General features: G+C 59.5%; 26 protein-coding genes and 1 pseudogene. 12 read left to right on the forward strand and 15 right to left on the reverse strand.

What is annotated here, in order from left to right; all coding sequences use genetic code 11:
- The first annotated feature begins 5 nt into the window (after nucleotides 1-5).
- The gene (locus ACYZTW_RS20465) at nucleotides 6-923 is read left to right on the forward strand and encodes a LysR family transcriptional regulator (RefSeq protein ID WP_462001535.1); all 918 of its coding nucleotides are present in this window, start codon (nucleotides 6-8) and stop codon (nucleotides 921-923) included.
- Between the two features lie 2 nt (nucleotides 924-925).
- Here ACYZTW_RS20465 and ACYZTW_RS20470 read toward each other — a convergent pair whose 3' ends face one another.
- The 6 genes from ACYZTW_RS20470 to ACYZTW_RS20495 form a co-directional block, all read right to left on the reverse strand.
- Complete coding sequence (locus ACYZTW_RS20470) at nucleotides 926-2503, reverse strand: sensor domain-containing diguanylate cyclase (protein WP_462001536.1); 1578 nt, start codon at nucleotides 2501-2503, stop codon at nucleotides 926-928.
- Nucleotides 2504-2678: 175 nt separating this feature from the next.
- Nucleotides 2679-3446 carry an ABC transporter ATP-binding protein gene (locus tag ACYZTW_RS20475; protein ID WP_462001537.1) on the reverse strand — a complete coding sequence of 256 codons (768 nt, stop codon included), beginning with the start codon at nucleotides 3444-3446 and terminating at the stop codon, nucleotides 2679-2681.
- Between the two features lie 21 nt (nucleotides 3447-3467).
- Nucleotides 3468-4181, reverse strand: a complete 714-nt coding sequence (locus tag ACYZTW_RS20480; protein WP_462001538.1) for an ABC transporter permease — start codon at nucleotides 4179-4181, stop codon at nucleotides 3468-3470.
- Nucleotides 4178-4867: an ABC transporter permease gene (locus ACYZTW_RS20485; RefSeq protein WP_462001539.1), complete on the reverse strand. Its 690-nt coding sequence runs from the start codon at nucleotides 4865-4867 to the stop codon at nucleotides 4178-4180. The genes ACYZTW_RS20480 and ACYZTW_RS20485 overlap by 4 nt, the downstream gene beginning before the upstream one ends.
- A 208-nt stretch (nucleotides 4868-5075) precedes the next feature.
- The gene (locus tag ACYZTW_RS20490) at nucleotides 5076-5864 is read right to left on the reverse strand and encodes an ABC transporter substrate-binding protein (protein WP_462001540.1); all 789 of its coding nucleotides are present in this window, start codon (nucleotides 5862-5864) and stop codon (nucleotides 5076-5078) included.
- Between the two features lie 46 nt (nucleotides 5865-5910).
- A complete protein-coding gene (locus ACYZTW_RS20495) occupies nucleotides 5911-7080 on the reverse strand; it encodes a M20 aminoacylase family protein (RefSeq protein ID WP_462001541.1) in 1170 nt (389 codons plus the stop codon).
- Between the two features lie 84 nt (nucleotides 7081-7164).
- Here ACYZTW_RS20495 and ACYZTW_RS20500 point away from each other — a divergent pair, with 84 nt between their 5' ends.
- The gene (locus tag ACYZTW_RS20500; protein WP_185752768.1) at nucleotides 7165-8154 is read left to right on the forward strand and encodes a LysR family transcriptional regulator; all 990 of its coding nucleotides are present in this window, start codon (nucleotides 7165-7167) and stop codon (nucleotides 8152-8154) included.
- A gap of 229 nt (nucleotides 8155-8383) precedes the next feature.
- Here ACYZTW_RS20500 and ACYZTW_RS20505 read toward each other — a convergent pair whose 3' ends face one another.
- On the reverse strand, nucleotides 8384-8911 hold the full coding sequence (locus ACYZTW_RS20505; RefSeq protein ID WP_462001542.1) for a DUF3087 domain-containing protein: 528 nt from the start codon (nucleotides 8909-8911) through the stop codon (nucleotides 8384-8386).
- A 212-nt stretch (nucleotides 8912-9123) separates the two neighbouring features.
- Between ACYZTW_RS20505 and ppnN the strand changes: the two genes are divergently transcribed.
- Nucleotides 9124-10497 (forward strand): nucleotide 5'-monophosphate nucleosidase PpnN, encoded by a 1374-nt coding sequence (gene ppnN / locus ACYZTW_RS20510; RefSeq protein ID WP_462001543.1) that lies wholly within the window; start codon nucleotides 9124-9126, stop codon nucleotides 10495-10497.
- A gap of 90 nt (nucleotides 10498-10587) precedes the next feature.
- Here the strand turns inward: ppnN and ACYZTW_RS20515 are convergent, their stop codons facing one another.
- From ACYZTW_RS20515 to ACYZTW_RS20530, 4 genes are all read right to left on the reverse strand, one after another.
- Nucleotides 10588-10968 carry a RidA family protein gene (locus ACYZTW_RS20515; protein ID WP_462001544.1) on the reverse strand — a complete coding sequence of 127 codons (381 nt, stop codon included), beginning with the start codon at nucleotides 10966-10968 and terminating at the stop codon, nucleotides 10588-10590.
- A gap of 95 nt (nucleotides 10969-11063) precedes the next feature.
- Nucleotides 11064-11456, reverse strand: coding sequence for a GFA family protein (locus ACYZTW_RS20520; protein WP_462001545.1), 393 nt, complete (start codon nucleotides 11454-11456; stop codon nucleotides 11064-11066).
- Nucleotides 11457-11530: 74 nt separating this feature from the next.
- Nucleotides 11531-12268 (reverse strand): hypothetical protein, encoded by a 738-nt coding sequence (locus tag ACYZTW_RS20525; RefSeq protein ID WP_462001546.1) that lies wholly within the window; start codon nucleotides 12266-12268, stop codon nucleotides 11531-11533.
- Between the two features lies 1 nt (nucleotide 12269).
- Nucleotides 12270-13040 (reverse strand): DUF2092 domain-containing protein, encoded by a 771-nt coding sequence (locus tag ACYZTW_RS20530; protein WP_462001547.1) that lies wholly within the window; start codon nucleotides 13038-13040, stop codon nucleotides 12270-12272.
- Between the two features lie 118 nt (nucleotides 13041-13158).
- Between ACYZTW_RS20530 and ACYZTW_RS20535 the strand changes: the two genes are divergently transcribed.
- From ACYZTW_RS20535 to ACYZTW_RS20550, 4 genes and pseudogenes are all read left to right on the forward strand, one after another.
- Complete coding sequence (locus ACYZTW_RS20535) at nucleotides 13159-13560, forward strand: hypothetical protein (RefSeq protein ID WP_462001548.1); 402 nt, start codon at nucleotides 13159-13161, stop codon at nucleotides 13558-13560.
- Nucleotides 13561-14162: 602 nt separating this feature from the next.
- Entirely contained in the window at nucleotides 14163-14444 is a 282-nt protein-coding gene (locus ACYZTW_RS20540; protein ID WP_462001549.1) for a DUF3303 domain-containing protein, read from the forward strand.
- A gap of 75 nt (nucleotides 14445-14519) precedes the next feature.
- A pseudogene (locus ACYZTW_RS20545) lies at nucleotides 14520-14771 on the forward strand (outer membrane protein transport protein); the annotation flags it as partial.
- Nucleotides 14772-14817: 46 nt separating this feature from the next.
- Complete coding sequence (locus tag ACYZTW_RS20550; RefSeq protein ID WP_462001550.1) at nucleotides 14818-15492, forward strand: DUF3313 domain-containing protein; 675 nt, start codon at nucleotides 14818-14820, stop codon at nucleotides 15490-15492.
- A gap of 94 nt (nucleotides 15493-15586) precedes the next feature.
- On the opposite strand, the gene ligD is transcribed toward ACYZTW_RS20550, so the two are convergent.
- Genes ligD through ACYZTW_RS20565 form a run of 3 tightly spaced genes read right to left on the reverse strand, consistent with a single transcriptional unit; the run spans nucleotide 15587 to nucleotide 20563 of the window.
- Nucleotides 15587-18178 carry a DNA ligase D gene (gene ligD / locus ACYZTW_RS20555; RefSeq protein ID WP_462001551.1) on the reverse strand — a complete coding sequence of 864 codons (2592 nt, stop codon included), beginning with the start codon at nucleotides 18176-18178 and terminating at the stop codon, nucleotides 15587-15589.
- A complete protein-coding gene (locus tag ACYZTW_RS20560) occupies nucleotides 18175-19167 on the reverse strand; it encodes a methyltransferase (protein WP_462001552.1) in 993 nt (330 codons plus the stop codon). The genes ligD and ACYZTW_RS20560 overlap by 4 nt, the downstream gene beginning before the upstream one ends.
- Before the next feature lie 10 nt (nucleotides 19168-19177).
- Nucleotides 19178-20563: an iron-containing redox enzyme family protein gene (locus ACYZTW_RS20565; protein WP_462001553.1), complete on the reverse strand. Its 1386-nt coding sequence runs from the start codon at nucleotides 20561-20563 to the stop codon at nucleotides 19178-19180.
- A gap of 194 nt (nucleotides 20564-20757) precedes the next feature.
- Here ACYZTW_RS20565 and ACYZTW_RS20570 point away from each other — a divergent pair, with 194 nt between their 5' ends.
- A complete protein-coding gene (locus ACYZTW_RS20570; RefSeq protein ID WP_462001554.1) occupies nucleotides 20758-21201 on the forward strand; it encodes a cupin domain-containing protein in 444 nt (147 codons plus the stop codon).
- A 209-nt stretch (nucleotides 21202-21410) separates the two neighbouring features.
- On the opposite strand, the gene ACYZTW_RS20575 is transcribed toward ACYZTW_RS20570, so the two are convergent.
- Complete coding sequence (locus ACYZTW_RS20575) at nucleotides 21411-22157, reverse strand: tellurite resistance TerB family protein (RefSeq protein WP_462001555.1); 747 nt, start codon at nucleotides 22155-22157, stop codon at nucleotides 21411-21413.
- A gap of 171 nt (nucleotides 22158-22328) precedes the next feature.
- On the opposite strand from ACYZTW_RS20575, the gene ACYZTW_RS20580 reads away from it, so the two are divergent.
- The 4 genes from ACYZTW_RS20580 to ACYZTW_RS20595 all read left to right on the forward strand — a co-directional run bounded on the left by ACYZTW_RS20580 (nucleotide 22329) and on the right by ACYZTW_RS20595 (nucleotide 24797).
- Nucleotides 22329-22754, forward strand: a complete 426-nt coding sequence (locus ACYZTW_RS20580; RefSeq protein WP_462001556.1) for a GNAT family N-acetyltransferase — start codon at nucleotides 22329-22331, stop codon at nucleotides 22752-22754.
- Nucleotides 22755-23001: 247 nt separating this feature from the next.
- Nucleotides 23002-23721 (forward strand): phosphatidylcholine synthase, encoded by a 720-nt coding sequence (gene pcsA / locus ACYZTW_RS20585; protein ID WP_462001557.1) that lies wholly within the window; start codon nucleotides 23002-23004, stop codon nucleotides 23719-23721.
- 134 nt (nucleotides 23722-23855) lie between these two features.
- Complete coding sequence (locus ACYZTW_RS20590) at nucleotides 23856-24242, forward strand: DUF488 domain-containing protein (RefSeq protein WP_462001558.1); 387 nt, start codon at nucleotides 23856-23858, stop codon at nucleotides 24240-24242.
- An 81-nt stretch (nucleotides 24243-24323) separates the two neighbouring features.
- Nucleotides 24324-24797: a GNAT family N-acetyltransferase gene (locus ACYZTW_RS20595; RefSeq protein WP_462001559.1), complete on the forward strand. Its 474-nt coding sequence runs from the start codon at nucleotides 24324-24326 to the stop codon at nucleotides 24795-24797.
- Nucleotides 24798-24899 lie beyond the last annotated feature (102 nt).

Raw genomic sequence — 24899 nt, forward strand, 5'->3', positions numbered from 1 at the left:
CGCCCATGCTATCGATTGAAGATCTCACCTTGCTGGAAGCCATCCGGGAAACCGGCAGCCTGTCACGGGCCGCGGCCCACTTGGGCAAGGCGCCCTCGACGGTGTCCTACGCGGCGCGGCAACTGGAGGAACGCTTTGACGCCTTGCTGTTCGACCGCCGTCGCTACCGCTTGCAGCTGACCCCGGCGGGTGAGTTGCTGGTGAACGAGGCGGCGCGACTGATGCAGGACGTCTCGCGGCTGACCCAGCGGGTGCAGCAAGTGGCCAATGGCTGGGAGAGCCGGCTATGGATCGTTACCGATGAGTTGCTCGAATTCGAAGCGTTGATCCCGGTGATTCACGAGTTCGACGCGCTAGAGTCCGGCGTGCCGTTGCGCATCACTCAGGAAGTCCTGAAAGGTGTTTGGGAAGCCCTGCGAGAAGGCCGCGCAGACTTGATCATCGGCGCCACCAACGAGCCACCGGCGATCCCTTCCTTGCGCTGGATGCAACTGGGGGAAATGGAATGGGTGTTCGCGGTTTCGCCCAAGCACCCGCTGGCCAAGGCCCAAGAGCCGATTTCACGCGCCATGGTTGCGCAGCACCGGGCGATTGTCGTGGCCGATTCGTCCAGAGTGACCGAGGGCAGCACCTACGGCGTCTCCGGTGGCCAACCGGTGCTCGCCGTGCCGACCATGCGCGCCAAGATCCTCGCCCAGTGCGACGGATTGGGCGTAGGTTGGTTACCGAAGCATCGGGTCGGCTCGTTACTGAAAAACGGCACGCTGGTTGAAAAACAGATGGCCGACCCACGTGAGCCGAATATCTTGTATGTCGGCTGGCGTGGCGATCACGACGGCCGCGCCCTGGGCTGGTGGCTGGAAAAACTCAAGCAATCGTACCTGTCCACCAAGCTGGTTCAGGGCAGTGACCGGTTTGTTTGAATTCAGTTGGCAATGACGCTCATGTTCCGGCCGCTGACCTTGGCCACGTATAGCGCCTTGTCGGCGGCCCCCACCAGGTCGTTGGGCTGGGCTTGTGACGCCGGATCGTAAGCGGCGACCCCCAGGCTGACCGTCACCGTGCCTTCAGCCCCTTCACTGTGTTGGATGCCGGCCTGCTGAACCGCGCGACGGATTTTTTCCGCCACCAGAAACGCCCCCACATAGTCCGTCCCGGGCAGTACCACCGCAAACTCTTCGCCGCCATAGCGGGCAGCCAGGTCGCCGGGGCGCTTGATGTTGTCCCTGATGATCGTGCTGATGTTGCGCAAACACTCATCACCGGCCACATGGCCGTAAAGATCATTGAAGCTTTTGAAGTGATCGACATCGATCATCAGCAGCGCGAGGTGGGTCTGGTTGCGCCTGGCGCGGCCCATTTCGGCGAGAATGAACAGATCGAACTGACGCCGGTTGGAAAGCCCGGTCAGTGCGTCCTCCAGCGCCAGCAACTCAAGACTTCGGTTGACCTCGATGAGTTTTTCCTGCGCATCCAGCAATACACTCTGCACGTGATTCTGCTGCTTCATGAGGCGAATGAGGCGATAACCGAGGACGCCCAGAAACCCCAGGAACAACGAGACGATGCCGGCACTCAGCAGTGCCTCCTCACGCCAACCTGCCAGAACTTCATCTTTATTCAGCGCAGCAAAGATGATCAGCGGATAACCCTCGACCCTTCGGAATCCGACCACACGCTCGACGCCATCCACATAGGAGGGGACTATTGCCGTGCCTGAATTGCCCTTGGGCAACAGTTGCGTAAACAACGGTCCCTTGGCGACGCTGATGCCGATTTCAGCTTCTTTGAACGGCCGGCGGACGACGATGGTGGCGTCGTCGGCGATCAGGTTAATCACCCCGTTACGGCCCATGTCGATGCTGTCGTAGAGCCCGAGGAAATGGCTGAGATAAATCGTTGCCAACGCCACGCCGGCAAAACGGCCATCCGGATGATTGACGCGGCGGGACACCGTCATGATCCATTCACCGCTCGAACGACTCTTGATCGACGGGCCGATGTGGGGGCCACGGTCGGAATGATTGCGATGGAAGATGAAATACTCACGATCGGCGTTGTTGGCATCCGGCACGACGGCGCCGTTGGAGTTGGCAATCCAGCGCCCTTCTTCGTCATAGATAAACAAGCCATGGATCTGGCTCAGTTCACTGCGCTGGTCCTTGAGCAAACGCTCCAGCCGGGGTAGCCGGGCCTGGTCGATGCCGTCGTTTTCGAGGCGATCCACCAGGGTCAACAGCAGCGTATCGGCTTGCTTGATCGACGCCTGCGCTTGCGAGGCCAGGGTCTGGGCAAGGTTGGACATCGCCACTTCTTTGTCGTGCAGATGGTACTGGCGCGAGTTCCAGGATTCCCAAATCACGATAGCCGTCATGGACAGGCAAACCGCGACCAGCAGAAACACTGCAGAGCGAACCTTGAGCGTTACCCCGACCTGCTCGGCTACCAAGGGAATGCCGTGGCGGGCTTGTTCAATTCGATCTTTAACGGACGGATGACCCATGACGCTCCCTGAATCCTGACCCCATGGCGAATCTTCCCGTTCGCCCTTTTTATAAACCCTGGCGGGTATGAGCCGCCTGGAGTCAGGCGACTATGCCTCATCAAACACCCGTTAGGGTAGATCTACGCGAGAAGTACTCGCACGGCTGACTCGACAAACGGGCGGCGGTTTTGCGTTACTTGAGACTTCCCGCCAGAAACTGCTGCAACCGCTCGCTGCCAGGCCTATCCAGAACAGTAGACGGTGCCCCTTGTTCTTCAACCCGTCCCTGATGCAAAAACATGACGTGGTTCGACACCTGCCGGGCAAACGCCATTTCATGGGTGACCACCACCATTGTCCGGCCCTCTTCGGCCAGCTGCTGCATGACCTTGAGCACCTCGCCCACCAGCTCGGGGTCCAGGGCGGAAGTCGGTTCGTCGAACAGCATCACTTGCGGTTCCATGGCCAGCGCACGAGCGATGGCGACGCGCTGTTGCTGGCCACCAGACAGCTGGACCGGATACTGAGGCTCGACCTTAGCCGGCAGGCCCACCTTGGCGAGGTAGTGCCGTGCCCGCTCCAGAGCCTCCGCCCGACCGACACCCTGCACGCTCATCGGGCACTCGATGATGTTTTCCAGCACCGTCATGTGGCTCCACAGATTGAAGTGCTGGAACACCATCGACAGCTTGCTGCGCATGACCTGCAACTGCGCGGGATCGACCGCACACAAATCCCCCCTTGAATTCTTGCGGGTGAGCAGCTCTTCGGCATTCACGATGATGCGCCCGGCTGACGGTTGTTCGAGATGGTTGATGCAGCGCAAGAAGGTACTTTTTCCCGACCCCGAAGAGCCGATGATGCTGATCACGTCACCCGCCCTGGCCTTCAGTGAGACCCCCTTCAAGACTTCATGGCTGCCGTAGTTTTTATGCACATCTTCAACGATCAATTTATACATTCGAGCATGTCCAGTTAGGGGTCAGTGCGTCCGCGGTTTGAGGTAGCCAAGCCAATGCAATTCACCGCGATGAAACAGCCAGATCAGGAAAAACGCGCTGCCGGCATACAACACTCCGGCGATCCCGAACGCGGCAAAGGATGCATAGGTCGCCGAATTGACATCCCGGGCAATCTTCAGCAAATCGGGGACTGTCGCGGTAAACGCCACCGAGGTGGAATGCAGCATCAGAATCACTTCATTGCTGAAAAACGGCAGGGCCCGGCGCAACGCCGACGGCAAAACGATCCGGCGATAGAGGGTGAACCGGCTCATCCCATAGGCGCTGGCGGCTTCGATTTCGCCATGGGCGGTCGCCCGGATGGAACCGGCGAAAATTTCGGTCATGTAGGCGCAGGTATTGAGCCCGAACGCCAGCACCGTGCAGTTGAACCCATCACGGAAAAACGCGTTGAGAAAGTCCTGGGATCGAACCACATGCAAGCTGTACACCCCGGTGTAAAAAAACAGCAGCTGGATGTACAACGGGGTGCCGCGAAACACGTAGGTGTAGCACCAGACCGGCAGACGGATCAGCGGGTTGCGGCTGACGCGGGCAATCGACAACGGCACCGCGAGCAGGAAGCCCGTCACCACCGAAAGAATGAGCAGCCACAAGGTCACCGCCAGCCCGGAAAAGTGTGGCCCGTCACTCCACAGATACGCCTGCCAGTAATTTTCGAGAATGCCGGTCATAGCGCAGCCTTCCTGACACCCACCGAGTAGCGGTGCTCAAGCCACATCAAGACAACGTTGGACACCGTGGTAATGGCGAGATAAATCAAACCGCCGACCAGCGTGAAATAGAAGAACTGCATGGAGCCCTTGCCCGCATCCTGCGTGGCTTTGATGACATCGGTCAGGCCGATGATCGACACCAGCGCGGTCGACTTGATCAACACCTGCCAGTTATTGCCAATGCCCGGCAGCGCGTGACGGAGCATTTGCGGGAACAGGATTTTGCGAAAGGTTTTGCCACGGGTCATGCCGTAGGCCCTTGCCGCTTCGATCTGGCCAGCCGGGACCGCCTGGAAGGCGCCGCGAAACGTCTCGGTAAAGTAAGCCCCGTAAATGAAGGCCAGGGTGATGACACCGGCCAGAAACGGGTCGATGTCGATCTGAGCGATGCCCAGCCAATCGGTCATCCGGTTGAGCAACATCTGCAGGCTGAAGAACAGCAACAGCATGATCACCAGGTCCGGCATGCTGCGAATCACCGTCGTATAACCGGTGGCCAGCGCTCGCAACAAACGGTTGGAGGACAACTTGGAACTGGCGCCAAGCAGCCCGGCCAGGACCGCGATCAACAATGACCATAACGCCAGTTTGAGGGTGGCCAGGGTGCCCAGCAGGATTTGCGGGCCAAAGCCTTCCAGAAGCATTTCACTCTCCTTGTTCTTATTAGGTTGAGGTGAAGGGATAGAGCAATTGTGGCGAGGGAGCTTGCTCCCGCTGGGCCGCGTAGCGGCCCCAAAAAGAGACTGCTGCGCAGTCTGACGGGAGCAAGCTCCCTCGCCACGGATTCGGTGTCACGCTTAACTGACTGTCGTTTGGCCAGGCGATCTCTTTGCTTCAGGTATCGAAGGGGTATTAATTCGCGCCGTAGACGTCGAAATCGAAGTACTTTTTATTGATCCGTGCGTAAGTACCGTTGGCCAGAATCGTCGCCAGGGCCTTGTTCAAGTCTTCGCGTAACTCGACATCGCTCTTGCGCACGCCGATGCCGTCGCCGACGCCGAAAAAGGCCGGGTCATCCAGGGTCCCGCCGGCAAATTCATAGTCCTTGCCCTGCGCGGTGTTCAGGAATCCGTAGCTTGCCTGGATGGAGCCCTGCAACGAGGCATCGAGCCGGCCCACCACCAGGTCCGCATACACCTGGTCCTGATTTTGATAGGAGAGCACGTCTATGCCCTTCGAACCCCAGACGGCTTTGGCAAACGCCTCCTGAGTCGAACCCTGTTCCACACCAATGCGTTTGCCCTTGAGCGATTCGAGGGTGGGCAGCAGGCCCGATCCACGCTTGACGACCAACCGGGCCGGCGCATTGGAGACCTTGTCGGTGAACGAAATCTGTTCCAGACGCTTGGGCGTCACGGTCATCGAGGACGCCACCGCATCGAACTTGCGCGCCAGCAGCGCCGGGATCATGCCGTCCCAGCTGCTTTCAACCCAAATGCAGCGGGCCTTCAACTCGGCACACAGCGCCTCGGCGATATCGACCCCGAAGCCGGTCAGCGTGCCATCCTGGCTTTTGTATTCCAGCGGTGGGTACGTGGGGTCGACTCCCAGTTTCAGGACTTTGCCAGACCAGTCGGCCGCGCCGACCAGACCAGAGGCCGTCAACAACACCAGTGAAACAGCCGCAATCATCTTGTTCATTATTTTCTTCCTCTCAGACCCGACGTAATGCTCGAAAAAACGCGTCTCAACTCAGAAAACCCTCGACCAACTTGACCCAGTAACTCGCACCGATCGGCAGGCAGGCATCATTGAAGTCGTAGCCGGGGTTGTGCAGCAGGCACCCGCTATCCCCTTCGCCGTTGCCGATCACCAGGTAACTGCCGGGGCATTTTTCCAGGACAAAGGCAAAGTCCTCACTGGCGGTGAAGGGCCGCAGGTCGTCGATCAGTTGCCCTTCTCCCAACCAGTCGCGGGCGATTTTGCGGGCAAAGGCGGTTTGCTCGGGATGGTTAATCAACACCGGATGACAATGCTGATAATCGATGTGGGCCCGGGCGCCAAAACTGGCCGCCTGACCGTTGACCAATTCGGTAATCCTGACTTCGAGCAAGTGGCGAATCTCAGGCGTCAGTGCGCGCACGCTCAGGCTCATCTCGGCGCTGGACGGAATGACGTTCGAAGCGCTTCCGGCATGCATGGAGCCCACCGTGATGATCGCCATGTCCTGCGGATTGACGTTGCGCGAGACGATGCTTTGCAGGGCGATTACGATCGAGGAGCAGACCACCACCGGGTCGACGGCCTTGTGCGGCACCGCGCCATGACCACCGTTGCCGATGATTTTGATGTTCACCGTGTCGGCAGACGCCATGAACGGGCCGCTGTAGAACCCCAGATGCCCGACGGGATAACCCGGTACGTTGTGCATGGCGAATATCGCATCACACGGGAACCGTTCGAGCAGGCCCTCCTCCAGCATTTTCCGGGCACCACCCAGCCCTTCTTCGGCCGGTTGAAAAATCAGATTTACAGTGCCGTTGAACCCCCGGGTCTGTGCCAGGTGTTTAGCCGCCGCCAGTAGCGTTGCCGTGTGACCGTCGTGGCCGCAGGCATGCATGACGCCGTCGATACGGCTGGCATAGGGCAAACCGGTGGTTTCCTGAATCGGCAGTGCATCCATGTCGGCGCGCAAACCAATGGACCGTCCTTCGCCATTTTTCAGGGTGCCTACGACGCCGGTCTTGCCTACACCCGTGCTGACCTCAAACCCCCACTGCGTCAAACATTCTGCAACCCGCTCACTGGTGGCGAATTCTTCAAAGCCCAACTCGGGGTGCGCGTGGAGGCTATGGCGCAACGCGATCATTTCCTCTTGGATGGCTGCAATACCCGGTAAGACTGGGTCGGCGATCATTGTTGTATTCCTCGATAAGACCTGAGCGGTTGCTGAGTCGGATCTTAGGGAACGGGCTCTGGGCTGGGGAGACCCAGTTTGGTTATGATGACAACCCTAGGTTGTCACCAGGGTGAGCAGATGAAACTCCATCAATTACAAGCACTGATTGCCAGCGCCGAAACCGGCAGCATCCGCGCCGCTGCGCGTTCACTGGACATCTCCCAGGCCGCCGTGACCAAAGCATTGCGCGAGCTGGAAACCAGTCAGCAATTACCGCTGTTCACCCGAACCCCCAGCGGCCTGAACTTCACGGAATACGGAAAAGTATTGCTGACCCACGCCCGGCTCGTGATCAAGCAACTGGAGCATGCACAGACCGAACTCGACCACATGCGCGGCAAGGCCCAGGGGCGGCTCTGTGTCGGGGTCACGCCCTGGATCGCCCTGACCTTCTTGCCCGAGGTGGTCCTGGCGTTTCGCGAGCGAATGCCGGAAATCCGCCTGGAGCTGTACGAAAGCCTGATGGCCGTGGCCCAGCCGTTGTTGCGTGATGGCAGCATGGATTTTGCGATTGGCCAGCTGCACCCGGCGCAATCAACCCAGGAATTTGCCTGCGAAACCTTGCTCGATTATCAGACGTCGGTGCTGGTCCGTCAGGGCCATGCTCGGCAGGACGCTCGGTCAATCCATGAGTTGCTGGAGCAGAACTGGACGCTGAACTACGCGCCGGACGGACACGATGGGCTGATGCAGGCGCTGTTCTGGAAACACGGTGCGCAGATCGATGAGAACCGTATCGTTCGGGCCCATTCGCTGGCCATCTTGCAGATGATGGTCGAACGGGCAGACATGTGCACCTGGGGGCCGTCCATCGTGAGCGTTGCCCCGCCCTTCCTCGGCCGAGTGGTTGCCCTGGAGCTGGCCGAGCAGTTCGAACCCAGGCAGCTGAGTATCGTGACCCGCCGCAATGGTTCCCTGAGCAATGCAGCGCTGTGCTTTACCGACTGCCTGTTGCAGGTCATTCGGCGCCATGCCCGTTCGGCCAAAAAGGAAGACAGGGAACTGTTTGAAACCCTGCGTCTGCGAGTTTAAGCGCCATAACACGATCCATGTAGCAGCTGGCGAAGCCTGCGTTCGGTTCGGGCCGCGTTCGGACGCAGCAGTCGTGAAATCAGACGACGCGGTGTTTCAGAAAAACCTCGCACTCAGGTTTTACGACTGCTGCGCAGCCGAACGCAGCCTCGCAAGCTCGACAGCTGCAGGGTTTGCGTTACGGCTGAAATGGCTTAACTGATCGGCATTAGGTTTCTGCCCAGAGGTCTTACCGAGGCATCTGCTTCACGGCCTCGATCCAGGCGGGATTCAATTGCGTCTGTTCGGTGTCGATGCCCAGCGCTTCCATCCGCGCCTTGTGCTGATCCATCTCGCGGGTCAATTGGCTGTGGTCACTGGAGTTGCCGTCCAGCTCGTGCATCTGGCTCAACCCCAGATGGTAGAAACGCAGCAGCTTCATGGCCGTCGGATCCTCCTTCTCCACCGCCGCCGTCACCTGATGCATGACGTTGGTGATGCTCATCAAGCTGCGCTTGAGCTGCCAGCCGTAGACCGCCGGGGCCATCCATGGCTGGGTCCAGAACGTGCCGCGCATCAGCGCCGCCATCAGCAGCACCGCTACAAATACGCCGCCGACGTTAAATCGCAGATTGTCACCGTCGGCTTCACCGAACAGCGCCACCGCCGCGGTGGACAACACCATCGCCAGGGCCAGGAAAATCACGGCTATGATCATCGTGCTGCGTCGCGTCTGGCTTCGATAACGTTCGGGGTTCTGCGGCTGGATTTCGAACATCGCGACAGGGTTCCTCGGGGGCATGGGGTAAAAAGGCTGCGGGGCATTATCGCCTCTGCAGGGGATTTAGCTATGCTGAGGCTCCTTTTCATCTTTTCATCGTCAAACGGGGAAATGGCGATACAGCGCAGTTCGTGCCATCTTCTTTCATGGATACATACTATTCGGATGCCATTTGCCTGTATGAATGCCATCGTTTTAAGGATCATTGAATGACCCAACGACAAGTAATCAACGCCTCGGTCAGCCCAAAAGGCAGCCTGGAAACCCTTTCTCAACGTGAAGTACAGCAACTGAGCGAAGCCGGATCCGGCAGCACCTACACCTTATTCCGCCAGTGCGCCCTGGCCATCCTCAATACCGGCGCCCATGTCGATAACGCCAAAACCATCCTCGAAGCCTACAAGGACTTCGAAATCCGCATTCACCAGCAGGACCGTGGCGTACGCCTTGAACTGCTGAACGCCCCGGCCGACGCCTTCGTTGACGGCGAAATGATCGCCAGCACCCGGGAAATGCTCTTCAGCGCCCTGCGCGACATCGTCTACACCGAAAACGAACTCGACGCCCAGCGCATCGACCTGAGCACCTCCCAGGGCATCAGCGACTACGTATTCCACCTGCTGCGTAACGCCCGCACCTTGCGCCCCGGCGTCGAGCCGAAGATCGTGGTGTGCTGGGGCGGTCACTCGATCAACACCGAAGAATACAAATACACCAAGAAAGTCGGCCATGAACTGGGCCTGCGCAGCCTCGACATCTGCACCGGTTGCGGTCCTGGCGTGATGAAAGGCCCGATGAAAGGCGCGACCATCGCCCACGCCAAGCAGCGTATCCACGGCGGCCGCTACCTCGGTTTGACCGAGCCGGGCATCATCGCCGCCGAAGCGCCGAACCCGATCGTCAACGAACTGGTGATCCTGCCGGACATCGAAAAACGTCTGGAAGCCTTCGTCCGCGTCGGCCACGGCATCATCATTTTCCCGGGCGGCGCCGGCACGGCCGAAGAGTTCCTGTACCTGCTCGGCATCCTGATGCACCCGGACAACGCAGGCCTGCCCTTCCCCGTGGTCCTCACCGGACCGAAACATGCCGCGCCGTATCTGGAGCAACTGGATGCATTTGTCGGCGCCACCTTGGGTGAAGCCGCGAAGCAACACTACGAGATCATCATCGACGACCCGGTAGAAGTCGCGCGTCAAATGACTCAAGGCCTCAAGGCAGTCAAACAGTTCCGCCGCGAGCGCAATGACGCGTTCCATTTCAACTGGCTGCTAAAGATCGACGAAGGCTTCCAGCGTCCGTTCGATCCGACCCACGAAAACATGGCCAACCTGAAACTGAGCCGCAACCTGCCGGCCCACGAATTGGCCGCCAACCTGCGCCGCGCGTTCTCCGGCATCGTCGCCGGCAACGTCAAGGACAAGGGCATCCGCCTGATCGAAGAGCACGGGCCGTACCAGATCCGTGGCGATGCGGCGGTGATGCAACCGCTGGATCAACTGCTCAAGGCCTTCGTCGCCCAGCACCGGATGAAACTGCCGGGCGGCGCGGCGTATGTGCCGTGTTATCAGGTGGTTGCGTAAGGATTATCGTTCCCACGCTCTGCGCGCGGGAACGATCAGCAACGTGAGCTGTAACCTTGCAAGCCGAAGCAAATGCTTCGGCTTGCTGCCTCAGCCCTTGGCCGCCATCGCGGTGACTTCCACGCGCATGCCTTCGACCGCGAGGGAGGCCACGCCAACGGCGGCCCGAACCGGCCATGGCTTGGCGAAGAAGCGCTGATAGACCTCGTTGAAGGCGGCGCGGTCGGCCATGTCGGTAAGGTAAATGGTCAGATGCAGAACCCGGTCCATGGAACTGCCGGCATGTTCCAGCGCAACCTTGAGTGCCTGCAGGGTGCATTCGCTTTGCAGGGTGATGTCGCCCAGTTCCAGGCTGCCGTCGGCGCGAGTGGGAATCTGGGTGGAGACCAGCAGGCCGCCGAAACCGGCGACGTCGGAGGAGATGGATTGCGGATCGGGGTCGGGGAGGAAGGTGAGGTCGTGGTTTGACATGGGGTTCTCTTGCTTGAGGTGGTAATGGGGCCGTCGAGTATAGAGCGGCCAGCCCGACATCGTCAGCGGGCCGGGTCCGGTTCAAGCATCGGCACCTACTCCTCAAAGCGACCCGTGGCGTCACGATCGCGCTCGTATCGTCTGGTGAATGGAAACGGCGGTAACCAGGATTCGCGACGCACGATCCAGCTTTCGTAGGTTGGCATCAGTTGGTCAGGGGCATCCAGGGATCCCAGGTTCACTTCAATTTCGTCGTCGGTGCGCGCAAAAACCGACGAGCCGCAGCGGGGACAGAAAAACCGCCCGGCGTAGTCGCGTGTTTCGCCCTCGATCGTCACCGCATTCTGAGGGAATATCGCGGAAGCATGAAAAAGCGCCCCATGATGCTTGCGGCAGTCGAGACAGTGACAAAGGCCGACCCGATACGGGAGTCCCGACGCTTCAATTCGGACGTCACCACACAGGCACCCCCCCGTGAATCGGTCCATGCTGCGTCTCCTCTGCTAAACGACCTGTGGGTCGAGCGCCCTGTCACCCATGGCACAACCTCTGATACCCCGACTCAAGGCGCATTAACCACGACATAAGTCACATCACTGCCCTGATACTGCGGTTGATACCAGGTTGAACCGCACTGCATGTAAGCCGTGTTGTACTGGATGACTTGCACGCAACTGGGGGGCAATTGCGCTGGCGTGAAGATCGACCCGACCACCGCGGCTGTCACCGCGACCGTTGCGGTGACGGCTGCCGCCGTGGCGATCGGATGGTAGTGATCGTCGTAGCCATAGCGGCCCTGCCCGTCTACGTCGATATCCACGTCGCGGCTGTTGTCGATGTTGACGTTACGGGTGCTGTTGTTGATGTTGGTTCGGTTGCCGACTGTGTTTCCGGTATTGGCCCGATTTCCAGAGTTGACTGTGTTACCGGCATTGGCCCGATTTCCAGAGTTGACTGTGTTACCGGCATTGGCCCGATCTGCAGAATTGACTCTGTTGCCAGTATTGGCCCGATTGCCAGAGTTGACCGTGTTGCCGGCATTGGCCCGATCTCCAGAATTGACTCTGTTGCCGGCATTGACCCGATTCCCCGTATTGGCCTGGGTCGCTCGTTGCGCAGTATTGCCGGTGTTGATGCGCTGAGCCCTTTGGGCCGTAGGCGGTGGCGCACGATTGACCGATGCCCTGGCGTGCCCTTGGGCGCGCTGGGGTCGGGCATCCACATAAGTGACCAGGCTCAGCGTCAGTACCGAGGTGGTTACGAGCGATAACAACAGGCTCCACGACATCGTCCTGTTCATGTCATGCCCCTCCCTGATCACTGGCTTTCTTCAAAGGAATCGCCACATCGCCCTTACCCGGTGCGAAGGTGAAGATCGAGTCCTTGATGCCCGGCTTCAGGTTCCAGCGATACACCGCGCTATATTCCGGAAAACCCGGCTCATCGGTGGTGGTGATCACCAGTTTGCACGGCAGTGGCTTGTCGGATCGGGTGATCCACAACTGCCAGTCAACGCCCTCCTGCCGAAAGGCCAGGTGATCACACAGTTGCCCCTTGATCGTCGACGGGCCGACGTACAGCGCCTCTTTCAGCGCATCGATCTGCGCCTGGTCGCTGCCAAACAGAAACAGGTCCTCCATGGGCACCTGAATCCCGTAATGGTTTTCTATCAAGTGCAGCGTATCGGAGACGTTGGGCGGCGCATCCACGGTGGTGTAGTACTTGAGAAACGGTGAGTACTGGGTCAGTTTCTTGCCGTTGTAGAAGAACTCTCGCGTTCGAACATCGCCTTGCGTCTTGGCATACATCCGATCGCGACCCACCACTTTCAAGACAGTAGAGGCCTCGGTCTTGATCTTCTGGCCAGACTCCAGAACGGTATCCCGGGACACTTCGGCGTCGACCTGAAACGTCGGCAGACTGCGTAGGTAGGTGCCCATATCGATGAGTTTATCGACCACTTGCGGGTTGATCGTCGGGGTGGCGTCCGGTGTTGGTGGATCGTCGGCACGAGCGCCCGGGGCCAGCGCAAGGGTGAACAACAGGCAGAAAACACTCGCATTGGCGTTCATTGATCCTGCTCCTTGGCCTGTGCACGACTTTTAAGCCTAGACCCGGCGTGACCCGTTCGCCAGAAGGGCAAGAAACCCTATGGGCAAACCCGATTGCAGCACTCTATGATTGAACCCCATGACCACCACGCCTCCGATCCGCCAACCCTGCCCACCCGGCGCCTGCGACTGCGGGCGTGACCCGTTGCTGGAAACACCGGGTGCGGACGTGCGCATCCTGTTTCTGACCCGTTCAGAGGAAAAGCGCCTGGTCGAACGCCTGGAAAACCTCCAGAGCCTGAGTGACCTCGAACGTCTGCAACGGCGGATGTATGAGCAGTTGGGCATCCGCGTGGACATCGTCCCCAGTTACAACGAAGTACGCACCATGCGCGGTATCGGTATTAACCTCGGCGAACAACCGGGGCTGTGCCGCAAAACCCGTCAGTCGATCCCGGCCGCGATTCGCCGCTCACTGGAGAAGCGCCCGGAGATTGCCTACGAGCTGCTCAACGCCAACGACCTATTGCGCAATGCGTGAAATCAGCCCCTTGAACATCGTCCTCGAATTCCCCGTCACAGACGAAATACTCCACTGACAAATCCCCAATCTGCCTTAATGCCAGTCAGTTAAGCCGTAACGCGATCCTTGTAGCAGCTGGCGAAGCCTGCGTTCGGTTCGGGCCGCGTTCGGACGCAGCAGTCGTGAAACCTGAGTGCCCGGTGGGTCTGACACACCGCATTATCTGACTTTACGACTGCTGCGTCCGAACGCGGCCCGAACCGAACGCAGGCTTCGCCAGCTGCTACAGGGTATGCGTGCTGCTGAAACTGCTTAACTGACTGGCATTACCAACCTGCCTGGCATTTATTGCGTGCGAATGCCCTGCATGGCCGCGCATCCTGCGCAAACCTGATCGCCGGGTCTGCTGCCTTCCGTGCGCACCTGCAAAATTCGTTGCCATGCAACGAAACAGGATCAGCGGTCATACGCAGAGTCTGGCCCGCTGCTATGCCTTCTCATGGGAGCAATGGTTTCAAGCCAGTCAGGGATAAAGCTGGACACTCAAGCGTGACCGTGGTCCCGGCACCCGCCAGGTGCGCGAAGAGCAACAGGTGCCAATCCGTAGCAGGAGGTGGCAAATGTTATTCATAGTCAGTTGGTCTATCAGTTCGGCAAGTCGTAACAGCGCGATCGAGCGTTTCCTCAAGACCGGGGGGGCTCCACCCGCTGGCGTCAAAATGCTGGGACGCTGGCACGCCGTCGGTGGCGCGACCGGTTTTGGCGTGGCAGAGGCCAGTGATCCGGTAGCGATTCAGAAGTGGGTGCTGGAATGGAGCGACCTCATGACCATGGAGGTCCAGGCGGCACTGACCGATGAACAGATGGCGCCGCTGCTGGCGGCCGCTGTCGGCAAGCAATAGTCGTTGGGGCGGCGAGCAGGGCTCGCCGCCCCATACCTGCGTATCAAGCCTGCCCTTCCAGCGCTTCCAGTACTTGTGGCGTACGACAGCAGCGCCGTTTCGGACGCAAACCGAACTTTTACCGTTCCCATGGGCGAATTCTGGCGCATTGCGGCCGGCCACCTATGCTCTGAGCAAGGTCACCGACATTAATGTCAGCTGGGCCAAGGTCTGGCTGGGAGACATGCCGGTGGACGAGACCAAATCCACGTCTGGCATTCGAACTTCCGGTCAGTTCGACAATGCCTGGATTCAGCCGTGGCCGGCAACATGACCTGGCGTTTCTGAAGCCCTGCTACCGAAAAAACGACTAATCCATGGAGCACACACCACTATGAACTTGTCCCGAAAACTGTTTATTGGCGCTGCGCTGGCCAGCCTGCTGCTCGGCGGTTGCACCTCGAAGGTCACCGAGCGTGAGCAGTATTCCGGCTTCCTGTCCAACTACAACAACTTGCAGCAGGTCACCACCACCAGCGGCGAAACAGCCATGCGCTGGGTGAGTCCGTCCTGGAATCCAGATGCCTACAACACCGTGGCCTTCAACAAGCTGGAGCTCTACCCGGCGCCCCAGCCCAATGAGCGGGTTAACCGGCAAACCCTGGACGAGTTGCAGAGCTACATGACCAGCAAGGCCAAAGGCGTGCTGGGCCAGAAATATCGGGTGGTGTCGAGCGCGAAATCAGCGCCGGCCGGTTCAAAAACCTTGATCATGCGCGCGGCGATCACCGGGGTGAATGCCGAAAACGAAGGCATGAAGTGGTATGAAGTGGTGCCGGTTGCCGCCGTCGTGGGGGGTGTTTCCGCTGCCAGTGGTCATCGCGATCAGGACACCACCCTGTTCATCGAGGCCGAGTTTATCGATGCCAGCAACAACCAGACCGTGGCCAAAGTCGTGCGCAAAGTCTTCGGCAGCACACTGGAAAACGCCAGCCAGAAGATCACCACCAAGGATTTCAAAGTGGCGATCGACAAGCTGACCAGTGATCTACAGGCATTTATCAAATAGTCCGATTGCTTTTTGTAGGAGCACGGCTTGCCGGCGATGGCGCCCTTGAGAACGCCATCGCCGGCAAGCCGTGCTCCCACAAGGGTGTGTATGGCTATTTTTTCATCCCGACCCGCCGCCGCATTTCGGCGGTGATCGACTGCCGGGTTTTCTTCAAATCCTTCCAAGGCTCATCACCGACCTCGGCCAGGCGTTCATGCACAGTGTGCACGTTCCACTGATTGCCACCCTTGAGCTCGCCCACCTCCTCCCGAAAGATCGGCACCGACACCGGCAGCCCTTCGCGGGTGCGCACGGCGTAGGCGCAGATGGTCGTGGCGCCAAGGCCGTTGCGCAGGTAATCGATGAAGATCCGCCCGACCCGGTTCTTCGGTCCCGACACGGCGGAAAAACGCTCCGGCAGCAACTTGGCCATGTGGCTGACAATCGCGTGGCTGAAGTCTTTCACCTCATCCCAGCCCAGCTTGCGGGTCAGTGGCACCACCAGATGAATACCCTTGCCGCCGCTGGTCTTGAGGAACGCCTTGAGCCCCAGTTCATCGAGTACCGAGAGGGTCAGTTGAGTCGCCTCGACCATGCTTTTCCAGGGCAGCGCCGGGTCCGGGTCGAGGTCGAGGACGAAGCGGTCGGGTTTGTCGAGGTTGTCCGAGGTGGCGTTCCAGGTGTGCAGCTCGACGGTGCTCATCTGCACGGCGCCGACCAGGGCTTCGGCGTTGTTGATGATCATCACCGGTTGGCCGGTGAGTGCCTTGTCCAGGGTGGTGATTCCCGGAATGGCCAGGCGCTCGGCGTTCTTCTGGAAAAACAGTTCGCCGGCAATGCCGTCCGGCGCGCGCACCAGCGCCACGGGTCGGTCCTTGAGCTCGGGCAAAATCCATTCGGCGACGCTCGCGTAATACTCCGCCAGTTGCACTTTGGTGGTTCCGCTGCTGGCGTCGATGACCCGGTCCGGGTGAGTGATGCGGACCTTGCCCTCGCCCAGGCCGATTTGTGAGGGTGCGGGCGCAGCTTTCTTTTTGGCAGGGGTGGAAGGTTTTTCGGCAGTGGTTTTTTTCGCGGCTGAAGTCTTCACGGCTTTCGGACGCTCCTCGGTAATGTCTTCGGCAGGTTTGTCGTCACGCAGGCCATGGAACACCGCATGACGGACTGAACCATCTTTGGTCATTTCGGCATAAGCGACCTCTGCCAGCAGCGTGGGCTTGAGCCAGTGCACACCCTTGGCGTCAAAACCGCTCGGCGGGTTGACCACTGAAATCTTTTTGGTCTGCAACGGTTTCAGTTGCTCGTAAATGCGCTTGAGCGTCGTCTCGTTGAACCCCGTTCCGACCTTGCCCGCGTAACGCAACTCACCGCTGTCGCGGTCATGTAAACCCAGCAGCAGCGCACCGAAGGCATTGCGCGAGCCTTTCGGGTCGGTGAAGCCGACGACCACAAATTCCTGCCGATGCTTGCACTTGAGCTTGATCCAGTCGCTGCTGCGTCGCGACACGTAAGGCGAGCCCAAACGCTTGCCGATCAGCCCTTCCATCTGCATTTGGCAGGCGCTGTTGAGCAGGGCTTCCGGTTCTTCACTAAAGGCATCGGAGAAGCGCAGCAGCGGGTCTTTGTTGGGGTTGAGCACGGTCGACAGCGCAACCCTTCGCTCTTCGACCGGCACCTCGCGCAGGTCCACGCCGTTGAGGTAAGGCATGTCGAACAGGTAGTAGACAATGTTGCCGCTGCGGCCCGAGTCGAAGGCATTTTGCAAGGCCTGGAAGTCCGGCACGCCCTGCTCGTCGGCAACCACCATTTCCCCGTCGAGCCAGGCGGATTCGAGACCCAGTGCCGCCAACGCCTCGGCTTGTCTGGGCAGTTTGTGGGTCCAGTCGTGACCGTTGCGGGTGAACAGCTTGATTTCGTCGTGGTCGATGCGCGCCATGATTCGATAGCCATCGAACTTGATCTCATAGCTCCACTCGCCGCCCGGGGCCTTTTCGACCAGCGTCGCCAGTTCCGGTTTGAGCAGCTCCGGCAATTTGGCTTTGCGGGCGCCCGTCAATGGCGCCGACTTTTCCTTGCGCGCCGGGGTGGCGGGTTTTTTGACGGGTTTGGGTTTGGCAGCGGTCTTCGGCTTTTTGGCCACGATGGTCCGATCACTGAGCACGCTGTCGGGTTCGGCGGCGACCACGTCGTAATCGCTTTCGGGTTTGGCCGCGCCGTCCTGATGCTTGATCAGAAACCATTGCTCCTGCTTGCCCGGCATGTGCGTGCGCACCAGGTTCCACAGGCCGCCGAGTTTCTCGCCCTTTAGCTCGAATTTGAGCTTGCCCTTGGCGTACGCCTCGGCCGGATCGTCCTGAGGAATCCACACCCCCCGATCCCAGACAATTACGTCGCCGGCACCGTAATGCCCTTCGGGAATGCTGCCCTCGAAGGTGGCGTAATCAATCGGATGGTCTTCGACGTGGACCGCCAGGCGCTTGACCTTGGGGTCCAGTGACGGGCCTTTGGGCACCGCCCAGCTTTTCAGGGCGCCATCGAGTTCCAGGCGAAAGTCGTAATGCAGGCGCGAGGCGTCGTGCTTCTGGATGCAGAACTGCAAGGCATGGTCTTTCGCGGTTTTTTTGCCCGAACGTTTACCGGCGGCCGGTTCAGAGGTCGCCGAAAAATCGCGCATGCGATTGTAATCGTCCAGGCCCCTGGTCATGGCGCACCGGCTGACGTAACGGTACCCCCGATGCCCGGGCCGATACGCGTGACGATCAATGCGACGACGGCAATGCGTTCCACCCGCTGATAGCCAGGGGTCAACAGTTCTTCACCGAACACGTCAGGGTCGAGTTCGCGGTAAGTCCAGCCTAACATCGGCGATTCCAGATACGGGGTCACCGCATCCAGAAACGGGTCGAGACCATCGATCATCGCCACGCCGGTGTACAGCACCAGGGACCCACCGGGGGCCAATCGATGCAGGGCTTGCTCGACAATGCGCAACGACAATTGCGCGCCGAGCGCCCCGCCGCCATGCCGGTAAGCACGCTCGGCCGGGTCGGCCATGTAGGGCGGATTGGCGACGATCAGGTCGAAGTGGCCGTCGACGTCCTGCAGCACATCGCTGGCCTCGATGCTGACGTTAGCCACCTCGGCGAGCGCGACGTTGACCGCCGTCATGCGTAACGCCAACGGGTTGATGTCCACGGCCAGCACCTCGGCTTCACGGCGGGCGCGGGCAATCACAATCGCTCCGACGCCAGCGCCGCAACCAATGTCCACGGCGCGCCTGATCGGCGCGAAGCTCTGTTGCAGATGGGCGTGAATCAGTTGTGAAAAACGATAAGTGTCGGGTCCGAAGAACACCGCGTCAGCGGCATCAGTGGGGTAACCCGAATGCACGAACAACAGGTCATCGAGGCTTGACCAGCGCACATGACTTTTCAGTCGACCATTGCATTCCTCGAGGACGCCTGCCTGTTGCAACTGCCGCTGCTCATCCACCGACAACAGTCCTGGCTCAAACGGCCGCGACCAGCCGAACACTTCGCGCAGGGTCCGGGCGCTTTGCCCGAAGGAGCGATCATTGACCCGCTGATGGGTCAGCGGCGTTGGCGTGATGAAACGGTAACCGTCGGCCTGCAAGCGGCGCCCCAGTTGCAACAAGGCCAGATCGGGGGCGCTAAGGTGTTCTTCCTGATTCATGACGGGCTCCCTATCGAAAACCGGATTTGAGTTCGATGAACCGTCGCGTGGCCATCAGGCCAGCGGGGTGGGCATGCCGATGGGCAGACAACCACGGAATCAAGACCTGCATCTGCTCGTCGGCGGCAAGCCCTTTAAGTGTAGCGTGCAGGCTTTGGACATCCGGGTCATTGACGGGCACGGGTGGTTCGGTCGCGGCACTGCTACCGCGTCGAACCGCGGCCGGCGCTCGCTCAGGTCGCCAGTCTCCGGCAATCCAGTCGTGCAGCAGTTGTTTTTCGTAGGGGCTGAACACCCCGAACATGGCCGCGCCGTCGCCCTCGACCAATTGCCAGAAACGGCTGGCTTGCGGGTCCTGGTGACGCTTGATCCAGCCCTTGTTTTCCATCGCGATGACGAAGCCTGGCAACTGCTCCGGCGACGACAACCATTGATTGACGGTCTTGCCTTCGAACCGGCAGTAGTCGGAATGCATGTGCTGACCAAACGGACGCTTGCGTTCAAGCATGTTCAGCAACTCGCCGTACAGGTCGAACGACTCGATGATCGCGCGACTGCCCTGCCCCAGATCGTTGAGCCGATAACCCAACGCCACCCTGCGCAGAAAGTCTTCACGGTCGCCTTCCACCGGCAACAATTGCAGCACCGACTGCACGGCCTTTTGCGCGTGGCCGGTGCTGGCATTGTCGATGGTCACGTGCAGGGTGAAGTAATACGGATCGATGCCCAGCTCGCTGAGTTCATAGGCGCTGACCAGCAAATGCAGCGGCAGTTGTTCATAACCGAGGTTGTAGCCGATCACTTCCGGCAAAAAGTCGTCGCTGCAATAACCCAGCGCCAATTGCACCGCGCCTTGCAAGTAACGCTCGTCCGGGATGAACGCGTTGTCCAGCAAGCCATGTTCGGCGAGCAGCTTGCGGTAAATCACCACATGATTTTGCGCCGGGTTGCCGTCGCCCAGCTCTTCCAGATAGGTGCAAATCAGCCCTTCAAAACGCGGGTCATGCCAGTGCCGCAGCAGCCCATACAGCCACGCACCGTCCACGAGTTTGGTCGGGGCAACGGCTTGCAGGAAATACAACGCGTGCGCCTTGTTGGTGAAGAACTGTCGCGGCCCGCCGTCCTTGCGCGTTTGCAGGTAGTCGGCGTATTGGCGAGCCACGTCGGCGCAGTGCTGTTCGACAAAGGTTTGCAGTGCCGACAGGTCTCGCGGCATGTCCTCGGGCAGGTCCGTTGCCTGCGCAAGTTGAGCCTCGAGAAAGGTTTTACCGAGTGCGCGCTGGTGTTCGATATCGTCGCTCAGCAATAACTGTTCGTAGATAGTTTTTATGCTGCCGGCGGTCAGGATCGTGCGTTCGTGAGCCGGCTGGGATTCAAGTCGTATCAGGGCAGTCATGGGCGTGTCTCTCGGTCTGAGGCCAGTGGCAGGACGCTGAATCAGCACGTCTCTACATCAGCAGAGCGACACCCCCGGAAGAAAATTCCATCGGCGTTGAAATCCCCCGGACAGACGGGCTTGTGACGCGGCACCCGGCGCCAGATCAAGTGAATATACTCAGCGGGTGTGGACTCACCCTTCGGAGAGCAATCATGCGAACGGTTCATGTCATCGAGCCCGAAAAAAAACCCGACCCGGTCAGTGTCGTGGGTGAGGCCATCACCATTCTTGCGGGCGGGGATCTGAGTAAACCTTTTGAAATGCATATCCAGGAAGGCGTGCAAGGCGGCGGGCCGCCTGCGCACTTTCACCCTTGGGACGAAGCGTTCTACGTCATTGACGGGCAGGTGGAAGTGACGGTTGCGGGCAAGGCCACCACCGTTTTCCCCGGGGGTTATGTGCATATTCCCGGTGGGACTGTTCATGCTTACAAGAACATCAGCGCGACGGCGAAGATGATTGGTGTGGTGTCTGATCCGCGCGGAGGTCAGTTCTTTGCCGCGCTGGATCAACTCAAAGTGCCGCAGGATTTGCCGCGGATACTGGAGATCGCCGAGAGTTTCGGGGTTACGTTTCTGGTGCCGAAAAACGCCTGAAACCCGGCCTTCGCAGGGTAATGTAGCAGCTGGCGAAGCCTGCGTTCGGCTGCGCAGCAGTCGTGAAATCAGACGATGCGGTGTTTCAGGAAGACCGCAAATTCATGTTTTACGACTGCTGCGCAGCCGAACGCAGGCTTCGCCAGCTGCTACGGATTGTGTCGCTCCTAAACTGATTGGCATTAGCCTTCGCAGGGCCGTGATGATCGTTAGGCCACACCACCTTTGGCCTGCTGCTCCAGATGCACTTGCAGCTCCGGATCGATACTCAGCGCCGCAGCCAGTTCATCCAGATAGCTACGTTCGGCATCTTGCTGATCGTCCACCAGCATCACACTGGCCAGGTACATCTCCGCCGCCATGCCGGAATCCGTGGCCGACTGCGCCACATCGGCGGCGTCCAGTGGCCGTGCGACTTCGTCATCCAGCCATTGCTGGAGCTCTGGGTCATCCGTGTGGCGGCCGATTTCGGTGCTGATCATCTGCTTCTCGGCGTCATCAATCCGGCCATCGGCCTTGGCCGCCGCAATCAATGCACGAAGAATCGCATGGCTGTGGTCCTCGACTTCCGGGCCGGACAACAGGTCGACAGTGCGCGGTGCCTGTTGCGGCGCCGAGGCCTGGCTGCGTTGCCAGGCTTGATAGGCCTGGAATGCCATCATTCCGAGCGAAGCCAGCGCCGCATAGTTGGTGCCGCCACCCGAGCGAGTCTGGGTCGACCGGGTTTGGGTCGAACCGCCCATGGCGGAGCCACCGCCCAGCAGACCACCGAGCAAACCACCCAGGCCACCGCCCCCGGCGCTTGAACCGGCACCACCGCCCAACAGGCCACCGAGCAATCCACCGAGACCGCCGAGACCACCTTGGGCCGACGCGCCACCGCCGCCGCCACCCTGTTGCGACATTGAGCCTTGGCCGGCCCTTAGTAATTGTTCGAGCAAATCGCTGGTGTTCATGACGATGTCCTCATCGGTTGGAGTGATCCAGTCAGGCAACGATAGTCCTCGCCGGCAAATGCGCCACCACCGTTTGGCTGACATGAAACCCTTATTGCCCTTGACCCTGATGACCCTCGGCTGCGAGTGTTCTACCCTCGCTAACCCGATGCCCACAGGATCAACGAACACATGGACCGCCACCTGATTGTCGTCAGCGACGTCATCGAACCTGAAGTCGAGCACGTACTCAGCGCCGGGCTGAGTGCCTTCAATGGTCAGATGACCGGAATCAACGACCGTCAGTCGCTGGCGGTCACGGTCCGCGATCCGGATACCCATCAGGTGCTGGGCGGTATTACCGGCCGTACGTCGCTCGGTCTGCTGTTTCTTGATCTGTTCTACTTGCCCGAATCACTGCGCGGCTCCGGGCTCGGTTCTCGGCTGCTCAAAGCGTACGAGGACGAAGGCCGTCGTCGCGGTTGCCGCTCGGCGGTGCTCTATACCCTCAGTTTCCAGGCCCCGCAGTTCTATGAAAAACATGGTTGGCAGCGCTTCGGGGAAGTGCCCTGCGACCCGCCAGGCACCTGTCGGGTGTTCATGAGCAAGGCGCTGTGATTGAGCCTGTCTGCACCCGATCAATCCGGCAATCGCCACGTTTGAGTAATAGGTATCGCCCTGCGCCGATGTTTCATTTAATACCCCGAATTTATCCGGGGTATTTTTTTGCCGCACAGCTAAGATTTACAGAGGGTGAACCTTATCCCCGGATTCCCGGTCGATACATGCAACCTGACTTGGTTTGCCGACACCCCCCATTGAAGGGGTGATAACAGGCTTGCTTCACTTTCTGGAGAACGCCCCCGTGATATCGACCCTACACATTGCCAGGCTCAAAGCATGGGGCGCCCATGGTTTTACCGCTACCGGCGTGGTCACTGCCTTCCTCGCGACCCTCGCCCTGCTGGAAAACCAGGCCACAAACTGCCTGCTATGGCTGGGCGTCGCCCTGATCGTCGATGGACTGGATGGCGCGTTGGCACGCAAGGTCAATGTCCAGTCGGTGCTGCCAAGTTTCGATGGCTCGGTCCTCGATCTGGTCATCGACTACCTGACGTATGTGTTTATCCCCGCGCTGTTCATTTATCGTTACATCCCCTTGCCGGACTACACGCTGCTGCTGTCCGTGTCGCTGATTCTGGTCTCGTCGCTGTTTTGCTTCTGCAACGTCAATATGAAGAGCAAAGACAACTACTTTCAGGGCTTCCCTGCCGCCTGGAACGTGGTCGCCCTGTGTCTGTACATCATCGCCCCGTCGCCGTGGATCACCTTTCTCACCGTCATCGGCCTGGCGCTGTTGACCGTGACCCGGATGAAGTTCCTCCACCCGTTCCGCGTGCGCAAGTTCATGCCGATCAACATCGCCGTAACGGCCATCTGGCTGCTGTGCAGCTTGTCGCTGGTGGTCAACCATCCGGTGATCAACCCGATGGTGATGGGGCTTTGGCTGCTGATGTCGGCTTACTTCCTGGGGATCTGCATCTGGCGCACGGCGCTGGAGTGGTTCGAAAACTCGCGCGGATAAAGGACTGTAGAGCGTGGCCGATTTCTCCATCAAACTGCAGAAATCGGCCATATCCCGCCGGGTCTGTGGTTTTCAGTATAAGAAAAGAACAATCTCAGGGCTTTCTGCCAGATTTGAGAGGAAACACATCGACCATGCCCATCCATATCGTACGACTCGGTTCACCGCGCGTCGCCAATGAAGGCCTGCGCCTGGGCACGGTGCGTCGCCCGCCGCGTGGCGTGCCGAAGGCCGAGTTTGCCAGTCGTGATTTTTATGACGTGTGGCAGCCGCTGCTGTCTCCCAGTGCAGAGCTGGTTGCAGAAGCCAAAGCGGCGGAAGACGCCAAGGCGTGGGAAGCCTTCAAGCGCAAATTCAAGACCGAAATGAACCACCCGGCGCCCAGCCAATTGCTCGATTTGTTGGCGGCGTTGTCCCATCAAACGTCACTGGCCATTGGCTGTTATTGCGAAGATGAAGCGCATTGCCATCGGTCGGTATTGCGGGCGTTGTTAGAGGCGCGTGGTGCGCAGCTCAAATAGTCGCTGGCGCAGGCTACTCTGGCTCAAGATCGGGCTGAAGGATGTTGTTTAGGCATAAGACACAAGGATTGGGGTCTTCAAATGAATAACCAGATTCGACTCGCCACCCCTGACGATGCGGCAGCCATTAGCCAGGTCATCATTCAATCACTGCGCCAGTCCAATGCCCTGGACTACCCACCCGACGTCATCACACGGGTAGAGAAAAGCTTTTCTACCGAGGCCATCAGCGCCTTGTTGAGCCAACGCAAGGTCTTTGTCGCCACCATCGATAAGCGTGTAGTCGCCACGGCCAGTCTTGATCAAGACGTTGTGCGCAGCGTATTCGTTGACCCAAGCCATCAGGGGGGCGGACTCGGCAGGCAGTTGATGGCAACGATTCAATCTGTCGCCCAAGAAGCAAAAATCGAGGTACTGCGCGTCCCTTCCTCCATCACCGCAGAAGCCTTTTACTTCAAGCTGGGTTATCGAAAAATCCGCGACGAATTTCACGGGGCCGAGCGCACGATCATTATGGAGCGGCGTCTGGCGTCCATTGTCGACGCGTCAAACTAACGCCAGCGAATGCCCGCCACAGACCTTACGAAGCGCTCCTAAACAGCCTGTTGCGCGAACAATAGACATGTTCACGAACAGGCTAGCGAAAGTGACGACACT

This window comes from Pseudomonas sp. LB3P25 (assembly GCF_054897985.1).